We start from the raw sequence: 14,736 nt of genomic DNA, 5'->3' as shown, positions 1-14,736 counted from the left end.
GGGACATACACATGGAGAGAAGTCTATCAATGGAACTTGTACGCGTCACGGAGGCGGCAGCACTTGCCTCTGCACGCTGGATGGGAAAAGGATTGAAGAATGAAGCGGATGATGCGGCAACAAGCGCGATGCGTGATGTCTTCGATACGATTCCGATGAAAGGAACCGTCGTCATCGGGGAAGGCGAGATGGATGAAGCACCGATGCTTTACATTGGAGAAAAGCTAGGAAATGGGTATGGACCACGACTTGACGTCGCTGTCGATCCGCTCGAAGGAACGAATATCGTCGCAAAAGGAACATGGGGCGCACTTGCTGTCCTCGCTGTTGCGGATGCGGGAGATTTACTCCATGCACCGGACATGTACATGGATAAGATTGCAGTTGGTCCGGAAGCAGCAGGACACATCAGTCTGGATGCGACGATTGAAGAAAACATCGCAGCCGTCGCAAAGGCGAAGAACAAGGAAATCGAAGACGTCGTCGTCTCGATCCTTGATCGCGAACGTCATGAAGAAATCATTCAACGGATTCGGGCAACAGGGGCACGGATTCGCTTGATTGGTGACGGTGACGTTGCTGGTGCGATCAATACGGCGTTCCCGCATACAGGGATTGATATCTTGCTCGGTTCAGGTGGCGCACCGGAAGGCGTTCTTGCTGCCGTTGCCTTGAAGTGTCTCGGTGGAGAGCTCCAAGGGCGCTTGTTACCAGCAGACGATGCCGAGATCGAACGTTGTAAGAAGATGGGCATCGAAGATCCATCGAAGATTCTCATGATGGACGATCTCGTCGCAGGAGACGACTGTATCTTTGCTGCGACAGGGGTCACGGACAGTGAGTTGATGAAAGGTGTCCAGTTCACGGCACAAGGCGGTCAGACACACTCTGTCGTCATGCGTGCGAAATCCGGAACGGTTCGTTTCGTTGAAGGCATTCACTCGTTTAAGAAAAAACCGAAGCTTGTCATTAAGTAAAAGAGACGGACTCATACGTGAGGACTTGATCGATAAAAAAGAGTTGGTGTTTCGGATAATTTCCGAAACACCAACTCTTTTTGCTATGTTTCTAGGAATCAAGACGTTCATCCTCAACTCCTAGAGGAAAAGGAAACGTGCTAACGTTTTCCGCTTCGTTAAATCGTATGGGAAGATTGCAGTGCCTCCAAATCGCTCGACATGAAATTTCGTTTTGAAGAGCATTGTCTCACGTTTGACGAGCAGGACGTGATTTCATTATCGTACAGATAAGCGAATTCACGACTAAGACCTCTTGAAGCACCTGTGATGAAGACATGCATCCTATTTCCTTCTTATGAATTGAATAAGATGAAAAAAAGCGATTGAGCCAATGCTCAACCGCTTTGAGATGATGAATTAAAGGTAAGATCCTGCGCCGACAAGGCGTGAACCCCAGTACCCTGATTTGAAGCTTGAGTATTTAACGCCACCTGTTTCTGAGTTAACCATGCTTGACTTGCTTGTTGCGATCCCGACGTGTTGAATGCCGCTACCGTGTGAGAAGAAGACAAGATCTCCTGGTTGTACGCTTGAAACGCGGACTTTCTTAGAAGAAGAATATTGTGAAGAAGACGTACGTGGCAATGTTTTACCAGCCGCTTTCTTGTAAACGTAGCTTGTGAAACCAGAGCAGTCGAATCCACGAGTCGTTGTTCCGCCCCATACGTATGGTGTACCTTTATGTTTTGCTGCTTCGTTCAGGATTTTCGTCCGTTTAGAAGATGTGCTTGTTGATTTTTTAGCGCTTGAAGATGATTTGTATGTCTTTGTGTATTGTGAGAAGACATAACGTGTTTTACCGCCGTATGAGATTTTTGTCCAGCTGCCTGATTTGCCTTTGTATGTAAAGACTTGACCAGCGTTGACTTTCCCGACGATGCTTGCTTTCGTAGAAGGAGCTGTCCGAACACGAAGACCGTTGTCCGTGATCTTGACTTTCGTGACTGTTGCTGCTTCAACTTTACCTGTACCCACTGATGTAAAACCTGAAACCACTAAGGCTGCTGTCGCGATCGATGCTAGAAAACGTTTCATGTTAAGAATTCCTCCGTTTTAATGTACTGTGTTGCGTCCGTAAGTTATATGATGAAATCATTAAGTGTGTAATTAAGCAGTGAACCTTACAACTGTGTAAGAATTTTGTCTGCAGGAATATCTTAGCATGTGCGCCCTTAAAAACGTTTTTTCAGTTAGAAGACAAAATAGATGCTTTTGTAACATAACTGAAATAATATCCTTGAATATTACAAAGTAAGAAACGCAAAGGATTGTTGACGACGAATTTAAAAAAATATGATACCTTTAGTTCACGAAAGAAATTACATACCTCCTGATGTATGTATGGAAGTATGCTGAATGCAGTTGAATTTATAAAGAATAGGTGAAAAACATGCCAACAACTGATAAAAAAGATAAACCTGAACGTTCCTATACTTTGGCTCAATTGAGCCAGCTGACATTAAAAGAATTATATGAAATCGCAAAGACGAAGAATGTCCCGCAATATCGGGAAGCCCGTAAGCGTGAGTTGATGTTCAAGATTCTAAAAGCACAGGCGGAATCAACAGGTCTTTATTTCCTCGAAGGGGTACTTGAAGTCATCCCTGGTAATCCACAAATGCAAAACGATGGTGGCTTCGGCTTCCTTCGCCCTATCAATTATTCCCAATCCTCTGAAGATATCTATATCGCCGCTTCTCAAATCCGACGCTTCAATCTACGTAATGGTGATGTCGTCACAGGTAAAGTACGCCCACCGAAGGAAAACGAACGTTTCCAAGGGTTACTTAGTGTGGAAGCCGTCAACGGCGAAGCACCGGATACAGCGCGTAACCGTTTGTTCTTCCCGGCGCTGACACCGATCTATCCGGATCGTTTAATGCGTCTTGAGACAGAGCCGCGTCATTTATCGGTTCGTGTCATGGATATGATTGCACCAGTTGGGTTTGGACAACGCGGTTTGATCGTCGCACCACCAAAAGCAGGGAAGACGTCACTCCTCAAAGAAATCGCAAACTCGATTCAAGAGAATCATCCGGATGTCGAGCTGATCATTCTATTGATCGATGAGCGACCAGAGGAAGTAACTGACATCGAGCGTTCAGTTCCGGGAGCAGACGTCGTCAGTTCAACGTTCGACGAAACACCGGACAACCATGTGCGGATTTCTGAACTTGTCCTTGAACGGGCGATGCGACTTGTCGAACATAAAAAAGATGTCGTCATCTTGATGGATTCGATCACGCGTTTGACTCGTGCGTATAACTTAACAGTGCCGCAAAGCGGACGGACGCTTTCAGGGGGGATTGACCCAGCAGCGTTCCACAAACCAAAACGGTTCTTTGGTGCGGCGCGAAACATCGAACATGGTGGCAGTTTGACAATTCTTGCGACGGCACTCGTCGAGACGGGATCCCGCATGGATGACGTCATCTATGAGGAATTCAAAGGAACAGGAAACATGGAGCTACATCTCGATCGTAAGCTGTCGGAACGCCGAATCTTCCCAGCAATCGACATTCGCAAATCAGGTACGCGGAAGGAAGAACTCTTGCTTCCGAAAGAGCAACTCGATGCGCTCTGGACGATTCGTCGGACGATGAACGAGTCGAACGAGTTCGTCGATACGTTCCTGCGTAAGATTCGCGACACGAAAAATAATGAAGAATTTTTTGCTGAACTTGAGAAAGAAAAGAAGAAGACGGTCCGACGTGCACCTGCTAAACCGCGTACCGTCAAGAAGGAAGCAACGACGGAAAAATAACTATTGCGACGCGTAAAAAAATCGTTTAGTATAGGAAGGTAACTTACTCTGGCTCAGCAAATGGACCAGGGCGGAAGGAGAGAAATCAACCATGAAACAAGGAATTCACCCTAACTACAACAAAGTAGTATTTATGGATTCAACGACTGAGTACAAATTCTTAAGCGGTTCTACTCGTTCTTCGAACGAAACGATCACTTGGGAAGATGGTAACGAGTACCCACTCATCCGTGTGGATGTGTCTTCAGACTCGCACCCATTCTACACAGGTCGTCAAAAGTTCAACGCGGCAGATGGTCGTGTCGATCGCTTCAACAAAAAATACGGCCGCAAGTAATTACTTGCCGGTTCTTAAAAAACAGCCTGCCTCCATTACGGAAGCAGGCTGTTTTTGTATAGGCTGAATTGCGAACGGTACGTAAGGTACGTCTTTAAGACGAACGAGAAAGCAATCCCGCCGACGATCCCGATCAAGTACGGCATGGCATCTGGATGTGCCAAGATGTAGTCGACGACTTTATGGAACGAGATATGACGACCAACAAAGTAGCCGGCGCCCAAGAACACACTGACCCAAATCAAAGCACCTGTATACGCGTAACTCGCAAAAATGCGAAACGGCATTTTTGAAACACCTGCAAAAAAAGCAGAGAGTTGGCGAAGACCAGGTATGTAGTAACCGATGATCAAGACCGATTTGCCGTAACGACGAAATCCGGCTTCAGCGGAGAGAATGTGTTTTTCTGAGATGCGCATCTTTGGTCCGACGCGATGCAACAGGGGCATGCCGAGTTTTAAGCCCAGCACGTAGCTAATCGTCATTCCGATGCAACTGCCAGCGTAAGCGGCAAGAATCGTACCGAACAGCGGTAGATTGCCTTGATGCATCCAAAAACCGGACAGGACGAGCAAGGTCTCATCAGGAACCGGCAATCCCACGATACCACCTGCGAGAAGGACGGAAAGACCAAGGGCGCCATATTGGTGCAGAATGTCATGTAAGAGATGATGAATCGGGGACACCTTCTTTCGCGAGAATCTTCTTCTTTAGTGTACAGGAAATGGATGAAGGTTGGAATGAAAGGACAAAAATTCTAGGTAAAGAAAAAATGAATTTTGATTTCCGGAAGTCAACCCTTTTTCTCAATACCGTTTCGAGCTATACTCGTTAAAGTGACTATTTTTAGAGGACGGTGTCGGACGATGATGCATGTAATAAATCAGTACGGCTGGATCGAAGTAATTTGTGGTAGTATGTTTTCCGGGAAATCGGAAGAGTTGATTCGTCGTGTCAGACGGGCACAGTACGGCAAACTGCCCGTTCAAGTATTCAAGCCGGCAATCGACGACCGGTACCATGAAGAGCATGTCGTCTCTCACATCGGAAATTCCGTCGTGGCGATTCCAATGGCGACGAGTCGTGATCTCTATGCAGCAGTAGCGGAAGAAACACAAATTGTCGGAATTGATGAAGTTCAATTCTTTGATGATGAGATCGTTCAAGTCATCGAAGCACTTGCGCAAGACGGAAAACGCGTCATTTGTGCAGGACTCGATCAGGATTTCCGGGCAGAGCCGTTTGGCAAGATGCCGGAATTACTGGCGCGCGCAGAATTTGTGACGAAACTTCAGGCGATCTGTCTCTCATGTGGCGATCCGGCTTCCCGGACACAACGTTTGATTGATGGAAAACCAGCGAACTATGATGATCCGATCATTTTAGTCGGCGCTTCAGAATCGTATGAGCCACGGTGCCGCCACTGCCATGAAGTGCCAGGAAAGCCGAAGCCGCTCCAAACGATGCAACACCAAAAAGGATAAACAAAAAAGACGAACCGATGATGGTCGTCCTTTGATGTAACAGCTGTTCGCTTCTAAGTGAAGACGAATAGCTGTTTTTTTTTATCCCGTTTCCTGTGAGAAACGACTCGAGCGTTCGATGAAACGAATCGTCTCACGCACGATCAAATCCTGATCATGATCGAGGGTCGCGACGTGGTACGAGTTGAGGAGACAGTAGATTCGTTTATCATTCGTCCCGATGTGCTGGTGCAGATAATCCGAGCTCGACGGCGGAACGACGTGATCGGTCGCCGAGTAGAGAATCAATGTCGGCAGGAGAATGGATCCGAGGCGTCCTTTTGTCTCATCCATTAGACGGACGAGTTCGAACGCACAACGGCTCGGAACGAGGTCATAAATGATTTCGAAGGCTGCTCGCTTAATGTCCGGTGCCCCTTCCGGTAAGTACTGTGGACCGTCCTCGAACGAAAGTGCTTCATAGGATGGAACGGAGAGTGCGGCATTGATCGTAATGATGCCGGCAAACGGAATGCCGTCAGCAGCGAGCGACAACGCAAGCGTCGCACCCATCGATTGACCGATGACGAAGACTTGATCGCATGTTTCTTGTAAACGTTCATAGCCGTCTTGCAGGCTTTGCTTCCAACATCGAGCAGTCGATTGTTCAAACTCGCGGACGTTCGTTCCATGTCCACGTAAGCGCGGGGCATAGACGGTAAAACCTTCGGCAGCAAATGCCTCACCGACGTCCCGGACACTCTGCGGAGTGGCGTTAAAACCATGACAGATTAGAATGCCGATCGGTCCACCTTGAAGATAAAATGCTTCAGCACCAGTCAATACAGGATAGTTCATCATTACTATTTTTCCTCCATTCATGAAAAAAACTCGTCGACGTCACTGCTTGGACGCCCACGAGTTTTTCACCGTATCATCCAAAGCCGCGCTTTGCTGGTCGGAGCACCTTACAGATTGCAGGTTGCCGTGAAGTCATAGAGCCAGGTCTCTCGTTCACTCTTGATAAATATCATATTGGAATTGTCGGATTAATCATTGAAACGATGGTAGCACGACCGAAAATGACTTGTCAAATCGTTCTTGACGAATCATGATCCGTTCAGTAAGCTAACTCATAACTTGTTCATCCATCGATATGCGCCAAATGGATTATTTTTGAAAAGTTGGTTGACTTTTAAAGGTTCGACCCGTAATGTAAAAATTAGTTTTACGACATAAGCAACAACACAACAACACACATACGAATTTCATACCGCAATACTTATCCAGAGAGGTGGAGGGACTGGCCCTACGAAACCTCGGCAACAGACTCATTATGAGCACTGTGCCAATTCCATCAGACAGATGTCTGAGAGATGAGTGGAGTGGATTCTGCCACTGTGCGGATCCAGGTCTCTTCTTGTTTCTCAAGAAGGGACCTTTTTTGTTGAATGAAGGGGGAAAACGGAATGATTGCATTTCATCAAGTCAAAAAAACGTACGTCACGAAAGATCAGACGATTGCAGCGCTCGACGGTGTCGACCTGACGATCGAAAAAGGTGAAATCTTTGGGGTCATCGGTTTTAGCGGTGCCGGAAAAAGTTCACTGCTCCGCTGCGTCAATCTGTTAGAACGACCGACGTCAGGAACGGTGACGGTCGATGGGGAAGATTTAACGCAACTGTCTCCGAAAAAGTTACGCCAAGCAAAACAACGGATCGGGATGATCTTTCAGCACTTCAATCTGTTGAATGCGAACACGGTCTTTACGAATGTCGCGAAACCACTCGTTCTCGCAGGCGTCAAGAAAGACGAAATTCGCCGCCGGGTGACGGAGTTACTCGAATTCGTCGATCTCGCGGACAAAGCAGATCATTATCCGGATCAATTGTCGGGTGGGCAGAAACAGCGCGTTGGTATCGCCCGGGCACTCGCGACGCAACCTTCCGTCCTTTTATGTGACGAAGCGACGTCAGCACTTGATCCCCAGACGACACATCATATTCTTCAGTTATTAAAACGGATCAATGCCGAGTACGGGATCACGATTCTCTTGATCACCCACGAGATGGGCGTCATCCGGGAGATTTGCGACCGGGTCGCCGTCATTGAAGCTGGAAAGTTGATCGAGTCAGGAACGGTCTTTGATGTCTTTTCAAACCCGCAGACTGAGACAGCGAAAAATTTCGTTCGCTCCGTCATGCATGACGAGATTCCAGCGTCGATTCGTCAGTTGATCGAGTCCCGGAATGCGAATCCAATCTATAAGATTCACTTCCTTGGACATCACACCGGACAACCACTCTTATCGCAAGTCGCAAAACGCTTCGACGTCGATGTCAATATCCTGCACGGTAGCATCACGGAGTTGCAGGATACGCCGTTCGGCACATTACTCGTTGAACTGATCGGTGAGACGACAGAAGTGAAACGAGCGTTACACTACATCGATCAGGCGCAGGTAACCGTTGAGGAGGTGCTCGCTGATGCTAGTTAACTACAGTGATATCTGGACAGCATTCTTGCAGACGATGACGATGGTATCCGTTTCGCTCTTGTTCTCGACCTTGATCGGCTTACCACTCGGTATCCTGCTTGTCGTCACGCGAAAAGGAGCGTTACTTGAAAATGTTCCGTTGTTCACGTTCTTCAACAGTATCGTCAATATTTTCCGCTCGATTCCGTTCATCATCTTACTCGTCGCGATCATCCCGTTGACGCGCTTGATCGTTCAGACATCGATCGGAACAGAAGCCGCAATCGTTCCGCTCGTCTTTTACGCTGCACCGTACATGGCGCGTCTGATCGAGAGTTCTTTACTCGAAGTCGATAAAGGCGTTCTTGAAGCAGCAGAAGCGATGGGCGCGACACCGTTTCAAACGATTTTCCGCTTCCTCCTACCGGAAGCACTCGGTTCACTCATCCTGAACTTAACGATCGCGACGGTCGGCTTGATCGGGGCGTCGGCGATGGCAGGCGCCATCGGTGGTGGCGGTTTGGGTGACTTAGCAATTACTTACGGCTATCAACGGTTTGATACGAAAGTCATGATCATCACGGTCGGGATTCTCGTCATCTTAGTCCAAGGCTTACAGACGACAGGCAACATCGTCGCACGAAAAATCAGAAGACATTAATCAAGGGAGCGATTCAGCCATGAAAAAAGCAGTAGCAATTGGAGCAACACTCACGACGATTTTATTTGCCGGGTGCGCAGCATCAGGAGAAGACGAAAAGACGATCAAGCTCGGTGTCAGCGGTTCAGACACACAAGTTTGGGATTATGTCGCGAAAAAAGCAGAGAAGGAAGGCATCAAAATCGAACTCGTCAAGTTCTCCGATTATGTCCAGCCGAACATGGCACTGGCTGAGGGTGAGATCGACGCCAATGCCTTCCAGACGATTTCCTACTTCAACGCTTTCAAGAAAGAACATAACTTGAAGCTATCGCCGATTGCGACGACTGTCATCGCACCGATGGGGATCTACTCGGATAAATACAAGGATGTCAAAGACATTCCAACTGGCGGAAAAATCGCTGTTCCGAACGAAGCGACGAACATGGGACGCGCCCTCTTGTTACTGCAAGAAGCAGGTCTGATCAAGCTACCGGACGACTTCGATGGCAACGGTTCGGTCGATAAGATCGTCGAGAATCCGAAAAAGCTGAAAATCGTTCCGATCGTCGCTGGACAAACGCCACGCGTCTTACCGGACGTCGCGGCATCAATCATCAACAATGGCATCGCCGTTGACGCTGGCTTCAACCCGATCAAGGACTCAATCGTTCATGAGAACGAGACAGCAAAACCATACATCAACATCATCGCAACACGAACAGAAGACAAGAACAAAAAAGAACTGAAAAAAATCGCATCGCTGTATCAACAAAAAGATGTCGCGGCCTTCATCAAAAAAGAATACAAAGGCAGTACGATCCCGACGTTCGTTCCACTGAGCGATATCGGCGAATAATTTCAAAAGGAGAGTGGACAGTATGACGACACCAGTACGCACGACATGGGTAGAGACGATTGAACAGGACATCGAACAAAAACGAGAATCGTATCTTGAGACAAGTCACCGAATTCATGCAACGCCGGAAATCGGGAACGAGGAATTCTTTGCTTCGCGGCTCCATGCGGAGCGTCTAACAGCGGAAGGTTTTACAGTAGAACTCGGCGTCGCGGGGCACGATACCGCGTTCTTCGCGAAGAAATCGAGCGACCGACCAGGCGCAACGATTGCCTTTCTTGCTGAATACGATGCGTTGCCGGGTATTGGTCACGCGTGCGGTCATAATATCATCGGCACGACGAGCGTCGCAGCGGCGATCGCGCTCAGTAAAGTGCTCGATGAAGTCGGCGGGAGTGTCGTTGTCCTTGGAACACCAGCCGAGGAAGGTGGACCGAACGGTAGTGCGAAAGGCAGTTTCGTCAAACATCAGTTACTGGAAGGGATCGATGCGGCCTTGATGGTCCACCCGTCGGGACAAACACGGATCACGGGTTCTTCCCTTGCGGTCGATCCACTCGACTTTGCCTTTACGGGTCGTCCGGCACACGCAGCGGCGTCACCGGAAGAAGGCATCAACGCCCTCGACGCTGTCATTCAACTCTTCAACGGAATCAATGCCTTACGTCAGCAGTTACCAGACGATGTCCGGATCCACGGGATCATCACGCATGGAGGCGATGCGCCGAACATCATCCCGGAATACGCAAGAGCACGTTTCTTCATCCGGGCAACGACACGGGAACGATTAAATGCCGTCACGGAAAAAGTCAAAGCCGTCGCCCAAGGCGCGGCACTCGCGACTGGGGCGACGCTTGACGTCATCGCGTTCCAAAATGAAGTCGATAACCTCGTCTTCAACCGGACGTTCGACCGTCTGTTCCAAGAAGAAGCAGAAGCGCTTGGCGAAATCGTTCACTTGGACGAACGACCGGGTCTTGGCTCAACGGACGCCGGTAACATCAGTCAAGTCATCCCGACGATCCATCCGTATATCAAGATTGGTCCGGACGATCTCGTCGCGCATACGGAAGCATTCAAAGAAGCGGCTCGTTCAGAAGCTGGAGATGAAGCATTGATCACGGGGGCGAAAATCCTCGCTCGGACAGCGCTTCGCGTCCTCGCTGATGAACGGACGCGCGGGGCGATCGCTCAAGAATTCCACGATCGGAAGAACGGATATTTATAAGCGGAAAACGACGACTGGATGCACTGCTATCAAGTGCTCCGGTCGTTTTTGAGATGCGATCGATCACGAATTGGTGATGAGTGACAGAACTGGAGCGAAATCAAAAAAGAGACAAGACAGAAGCATTTGCGCTTTGTTTTCTTGAAAAAGATATGCTAGGCTAAAATTGTATAACTCAATAATCCAGTTCTTCGGGGTAGGGTGAAAATCCCAACCGGCGGTGATGCGATCAATCGATCGACGAGCCCGCGACCTGTGATGTACGCATCATGGCTGACTTGGTGAGATTCCAGGGCCGACGGTAAAGTCCGGATGGGAGAAGAACGAAACGACGCGATTCAAGCTGTTTTCTGAAAAAATGTTTTCAGGAGACGGTCTCTTTCTGCATGAAAAAATGCAGGAAGCGAACCGTGTATTTCGTGAACCCTTCTATACAGACGCCCCTTTTTCAAGGGGCGTCTTTTTTCATTTGAAAGGAGTGAACGCGATGTCACAGATGATGAGTTATGCCATGCAATTAGCACAAATGTTACACGGACAAACAAGTCCGAATCCAAGTGTCGGCTGTGTCATCGTCAAACAAGGACGCATCATCGGCTTCGGTGCACACCGGTTTGCCGGTGGGCCGCACGCAGAAGTCGAAGCCTTACGGATGGCAGGAGAAGCCGCCCATGGTGCCGATCTCTACGTGACGCTCGAGCCATGCAATCATCACGGCAAGACGCCACCATGCACGGAAGCGATTCTACAAGCAGGAATCAAACGAGTTTTCGTCGCAACAGAAGACAAACATGTAATCGTCGCTGGTTCCGGAATTAAACGGCTACAGGACGCGGGAATCGAAGTCGAGGTCGGCTTGTTACGGCATGAGGCAGAAGCCCTCTACACGGCATTCTGGAAGACGATCGAACGAAAACGCCCGACCGTGACCGTCAAAATTGCGCAGACGATGAACGGGATCGCGGCGACAGGTGAACAGCGCTGGATCACGTCAGAAGAAGCACGCGCGAACGGTCGCGCCCTGCGTGGACGCCACGATGCCATCCTCGTCGGAAGTGAGACGGTGCTCGTCGATGATCCGGCACTGACGTTACGCGCGTCGTCAGGCATCGAGCCGATTCGAGTAATCGTTGATCGCCGGGGGCGGATTCCGGAGACGGCGCAAGTCTTCCGCGATGGTAAAAATCCAACCTACTGGCTGACGAGTGTTCCTCGGATTAGTCACGATCAGGTGACGGTCCTCGTTGGTGAATATGAGACGCCGGAAGCGATTTTGAAACGCTTATACGAACAAGACATCCGTAGTGTCTTGATTGAAGGCGGACCAACGATTCAAGCCGCTTTTCTTGAGGCAGATCTCGTTGACCGAATCGAAGTCTACCAAGCCCCATCGATTTTTGAAGGCGATGCGTGGAATAGTCAACACGATATCGAAAATCGTTTTCAAATCGACCAGGTTGAGACGGTCGGACCGGATCTCCATCTGACGTACATCCGAAAGGAGGAGACGACATGTTCACCGGATTGATTGAAGAAGTCGGAACCTTAAAACGAAAGATCCCGCGACCGAACGGGTTAGCGCTTGAAATTGAGGCGCACCGGGTACTCGAAGGAACGAAGATCGGTGATAGCATCGCCGTCGACGGGATTTGTTTGACTGTCACGTCGATGAGTCCGACCGGTTTCACGGCAGATGCCGTCCATGACACGATCCGGTCAACAGCCCTCGGCACGTACCGCGTCGGAAGCCTATTGCAACTCGAACGGGCGATGCCGGCAGACGGTCGTTTCGGCGGTCATTTCGTCAGTGGACATATCGACGGAACAGCGCGGCTGATCAGTCGGCGACCGGATGGAGAAGCGATGGTCTATACGTTTGATGTCGGATCGTGGCAAAAGTATTGTATTCCGAAAGGCTCGATCGCAATCAACGGTACGAGCCTGACGTTGCAACGCGTCACGCCGGAAACGATCTCGATTTCATTGATTCCGCACTCCCGTCAAGTGACGACGTTTGATCGATTGGCAAGTGGTGCAGTCGTCAATATCGAGTGTGACATGATGGCGAAACATCTCTATCATTTCACGCAGCATGAGAAGCAAACGGACTGGGCAGCATTCTTAGGAGGCGACATGTAATGAACGGATTCGACTTGATTGAAGACGCAATAGAAGATTTGAAAAACGGACGACCGATCATCGTCTGTGATGACGAGGATCGTGAGAATGAAGGCGATCTCGTCATGCTCGCAGAACACGCGACAGCAGAAAACATCAACTTCATGATCACATACGGAAAAGGACTCGTCTGTGTACCAGTCAGTCCGCGGATCGCACAGCGACTCGAACTTGCTCCGATGACAGCGAATAATACAGATCCGCATGGAACGGCATTCACGCTCAGCATTGATCATGAAGAAGCGAAGACCGGCATCAGTGCCGAAGAGCGTTCGCTGACGATCCAGCGGATGCTGACGGATGGACCGGAGCGCTTCAAACGACCGGGTCACATCTTCCCGTTGATCGCAAAAGAGGGCGGTGTCCGGGAACGACGCGGACATACGGAAGCAGGTGTTGACCTTGCCCGTCTTGCCGGTAGCGATGAGATTGCCGTCATTTGTGAAATCATCAAGGAAGATGGCACGATGGCACGGGTGGATGATTTGCTTCTCTATAAGGAAGAACACGACTTAAAACTGATCACGATCGAGGCACTCGTCGCGTATCTCGAGCGTCCATTGACGCGGGAAGCGGAAGTGTTGCTTCCGACGACATTCGGAGCTTTCCGGATGGTCGGCTATACGACGCAAGATAAGAAAGAACATGTCGCCGTCTTATCCGGTGAAGCGCACGATGGGATGCTCGTCCGTCTGCACTCGGAATGTCTGACAGGGGATGTCTTCGGTTCGAAACGTTGCGATTGTGGTCCACAACTCGATTCTGCACTTGAGCGAATCGAACGAGAAGGTGGAGCCGTCTTGTATCTACGTCAGGAAGGACGCGGCATCGGTCTGATGGCGAAGTTGAAAGCGTACGAGTTGCAGGAACAAGGACTCGATACAGTCGAAGCGAACCATGCACTCGGTTATCCGACAGACATGCGTGATTATACGGTCGCGGCCAACATGTTGCGTGATCTTGGCGTGACGAAGATTCGCTTGATGACGAACAATCCAGACAAACAACGGGTGCTCGAGCAAGAGGGGATTGAAGTCATCGAACGTGTTCCCCATCAAGTACCCGTTGAACCGGAAAATCAGCGTTATCTGAAAACAAAACAAACGAAACTCGGGCACTGGCTCGATATCCAAGGAGGACACACATCATGATTTACGAAGGTTTCTTAACAGGAGAAGGACTACGCGTCGCAATCGTCGCAGCACGTTTTAATGAATTGATCACATCAAAACTCGTCGGAGGAGCAAACGACGCGTTCCGTCGTCACGGTGTTGCTGCGGATGCTGTGGATACAGCATGGGTTCCTGGAGCATTTGAAATTCCACTCGTTGCGGAAAAGTTAGCGAAAAGCGGTAAGTATGATGCGGTCATCACACTGGGTGCCGTCATCCGCGGAGCAACATCACACTATGACTATGTCTGTAACGAAGTCGCGAAAGGTGTCGCGAGTGCGTCGCGTGATACAGGCGTACCTATCATCTTCGGTGTCCTGACGACGGATTCGATCGAGCAAGCGGTCGAACGTGCCGGTACGAAAGCTGGAAATAAAGGCTACGAAGCTGCCGTTTCCGCGATTGAGATGGCAAATCTTTTACGCACGATCTAACGAAATAAGGATAGGGTGACGGAAGTTTCCGTCATCCTATTTTTTTTGTGGACATTTTGCAGGTGATAAATCAAATTTCAAAAAAAGAATAGTAGATTTGAAATATGAGGATTTGTTTTGAAGAAGAACGGTAATGAGGTAATAAAGAAACTTTGAAACATTTTC

Annotated in this window: 15 protein-coding genes and 3 riboswitches; of the genes, 12 read left to right on the top strand and 3 right to left on the bottom strand. The window is 49.3% G+C overall.

Annotated elements, in window-relative coordinates; all coding sequences use genetic code 11:
* Nucleotides 1-11: 11 nt before the first annotated feature.
* Complete coding sequence (glpX, locus tag KNQ15_RS06450) at nucleotides 12-977, top strand: class II fructose-bisphosphatase (protein ID WP_035410722.1); 966 nt, start codon at nucleotides 12-14, stop codon at nucleotides 975-977.
* 399 nt (nucleotides 978-1,376) lie between these two features.
* On the opposite strand, the gene KNQ15_RS06445 is transcribed toward glpX, so the two are convergent.
* Entirely contained in the window at nucleotides 1,377-2,054 is a 678-nt protein-coding gene (locus tag KNQ15_RS06445; RefSeq protein ID WP_214728403.1) for a C40 family peptidase, read from the bottom strand.
* 355 nt (nucleotides 2,055-2,409) lie between these two features.
* On the opposite strand from KNQ15_RS06445, the gene rho reads away from it, so the two are divergent.
* Both rho and KNQ15_RS06435 read left to right on the top strand, forming a co-directional pair.
* Nucleotides 2,410-3,783, top strand: a complete 1,374-nt coding sequence (gene rho, locus KNQ15_RS06440; protein ID WP_056064138.1) for a transcription termination factor Rho — start codon at nucleotides 2,410-2,412, stop codon at nucleotides 3,781-3,783.
* A gap of 91 nt (nucleotides 3,784-3,874) precedes the next feature.
* A complete protein-coding gene (locus tag KNQ15_RS06435; protein ID WP_023469546.1) occupies nucleotides 3,875-4,120 on the top strand; it encodes a type B 50S ribosomal protein L31 in 246 nt (81 codons plus the stop codon).
* 35 nt (nucleotides 4,121-4,155) lie between these two features.
* On the opposite strand, the gene KNQ15_RS06430 is transcribed toward KNQ15_RS06435, so the two are convergent.
* Entirely contained in the window at nucleotides 4,156-4,806 is a 651-nt protein-coding gene (locus KNQ15_RS06430) for a DedA family protein (protein WP_052019115.1), read from the bottom strand.
* A 183-nt stretch (nucleotides 4,807-4,989) separates the two neighbouring features.
* Between KNQ15_RS06430 and KNQ15_RS06425 the strand changes: the two genes are divergently transcribed.
* Nucleotides 4,990-5,604: a thymidine kinase gene (locus KNQ15_RS06425; RefSeq protein WP_035410895.1), complete on the top strand. Its 615-nt coding sequence runs from the start codon at nucleotides 4,990-4,992 to the stop codon at nucleotides 5,602-5,604.
* Between the two features lie 81 nt (nucleotides 5,605-5,685).
* On the opposite strand, the gene KNQ15_RS06420 is transcribed toward KNQ15_RS06425, so the two are convergent.
* Complete coding sequence (locus KNQ15_RS06420) at nucleotides 5,686-6,444, bottom strand: alpha/beta hydrolase (protein ID WP_251137616.1); 759 nt, start codon at nucleotides 6,442-6,444, stop codon at nucleotides 5,686-5,688.
* 67 nt (nucleotides 6,445-6,511) lie between these two features.
* Nucleotides 6,512-6,613, bottom strand: a riboswitch (SAM riboswitch).
* 249 nt (nucleotides 6,614-6,862) lie between these two features.
* A riboswitch (SAM riboswitch) is annotated at nucleotides 6,863-6,966 on the top strand.
* A gap of 86 nt (nucleotides 6,967-7,052) precedes the next feature.
* On the opposite strand from KNQ15_RS06420, the gene KNQ15_RS06415 reads away from it, so the two are divergent.
* The 8 genes from KNQ15_RS06415 to ribH all read left to right on the top strand — a co-directional run bounded on the left by KNQ15_RS06415 (nucleotide 7,053) and on the right by ribH (nucleotide 14,571).
* A complete protein-coding gene (locus KNQ15_RS06415; protein ID WP_214728401.1) occupies nucleotides 7,053-8,081 on the top strand; it encodes a methionine ABC transporter ATP-binding protein in 1,029 nt (342 codons plus the stop codon).
* Complete coding sequence (locus KNQ15_RS06410) at nucleotides 8,071-8,721, top strand: methionine ABC transporter permease (RefSeq protein WP_023469541.1); 651 nt, start codon at nucleotides 8,071-8,073, stop codon at nucleotides 8,719-8,721. The genes KNQ15_RS06415 and KNQ15_RS06410 overlap by 11 nt, the downstream gene beginning before the upstream one ends.
* Before the next feature lie 19 nt (nucleotides 8,722-8,740).
* Entirely contained in the window at nucleotides 8,741-9,559 is an 819-nt protein-coding gene (locus tag KNQ15_RS06405; RefSeq protein WP_029342773.1) for a MetQ/NlpA family ABC transporter substrate-binding protein, read from the top strand.
* Nucleotides 9,560-9,581: 22 nt separating this feature from the next.
* A complete protein-coding gene (locus KNQ15_RS06400; RefSeq protein ID WP_214728399.1) occupies nucleotides 9,582-10,787 on the top strand; it encodes a M20 family metallopeptidase in 1,206 nt (401 codons plus the stop codon).
* 183 nt (nucleotides 10,788-10,970) lie between these two features.
* Nucleotides 10,971-11,115: riboswitch (FMN riboswitch) on the top strand.
* Between the two features lie 159 nt (nucleotides 11,116-11,274).
* Nucleotides 11,275-12,315 (top strand): bifunctional diaminohydroxyphosphoribosylaminopyrimidine deaminase/5-amino-6-(5-phosphoribosylamino)uracil reductase RibD, encoded by a 1,041-nt coding sequence (gene ribD / locus KNQ15_RS06395; protein WP_214728397.1) that lies wholly within the window; start codon nucleotides 11,275-11,277, stop codon nucleotides 12,313-12,315.
* Nucleotides 12,300-12,926, top strand: a complete 627-nt coding sequence (gene ribE / locus KNQ15_RS06390) for a riboflavin synthase (protein ID WP_214728395.1) — start codon at nucleotides 12,300-12,302, stop codon at nucleotides 12,924-12,926. Before ribD ends, ribE begins: the two co-directional genes overlap by 16 nt.
* The gene (gene ribA / locus KNQ15_RS06385) at nucleotides 12,926-14,116 is read left to right on the top strand and encodes a GTP cyclohydrolase II (protein WP_214728393.1); all 1,191 of its coding nucleotides are present in this window, start codon (nucleotides 12,926-12,928) and stop codon (nucleotides 14,114-14,116) included. Before ribE ends, ribA begins: the two co-directional genes overlap by 1 nt.
* On the top strand, nucleotides 14,113-14,571 hold the full coding sequence (gene ribH, locus KNQ15_RS06380) for a 6,7-dimethyl-8-ribityllumazine synthase (RefSeq protein WP_035395821.1): 459 nt from the start codon (nucleotides 14,113-14,115) through the stop codon (nucleotides 14,569-14,571). Before ribA ends, ribH begins: the two co-directional genes overlap by 4 nt.
* Nucleotides 14,572-14,736: the final 165 nt, after the last annotated feature.

The sequence above is a fragment of the Exiguobacterium sp. s168 genome, assembly GCF_018619035.1.
Taxonomy (GTDB): domain Bacteria; phylum Bacillota; class Bacilli; order Exiguobacteriales; family Exiguobacteriaceae; genus Exiguobacterium_A; species Exiguobacterium_A acetylicum.
The sequence above is the reverse complement of the archived record's forward strand: the minus strand, read 5'-3'. Positions and strand labels throughout refer to the sequence as shown.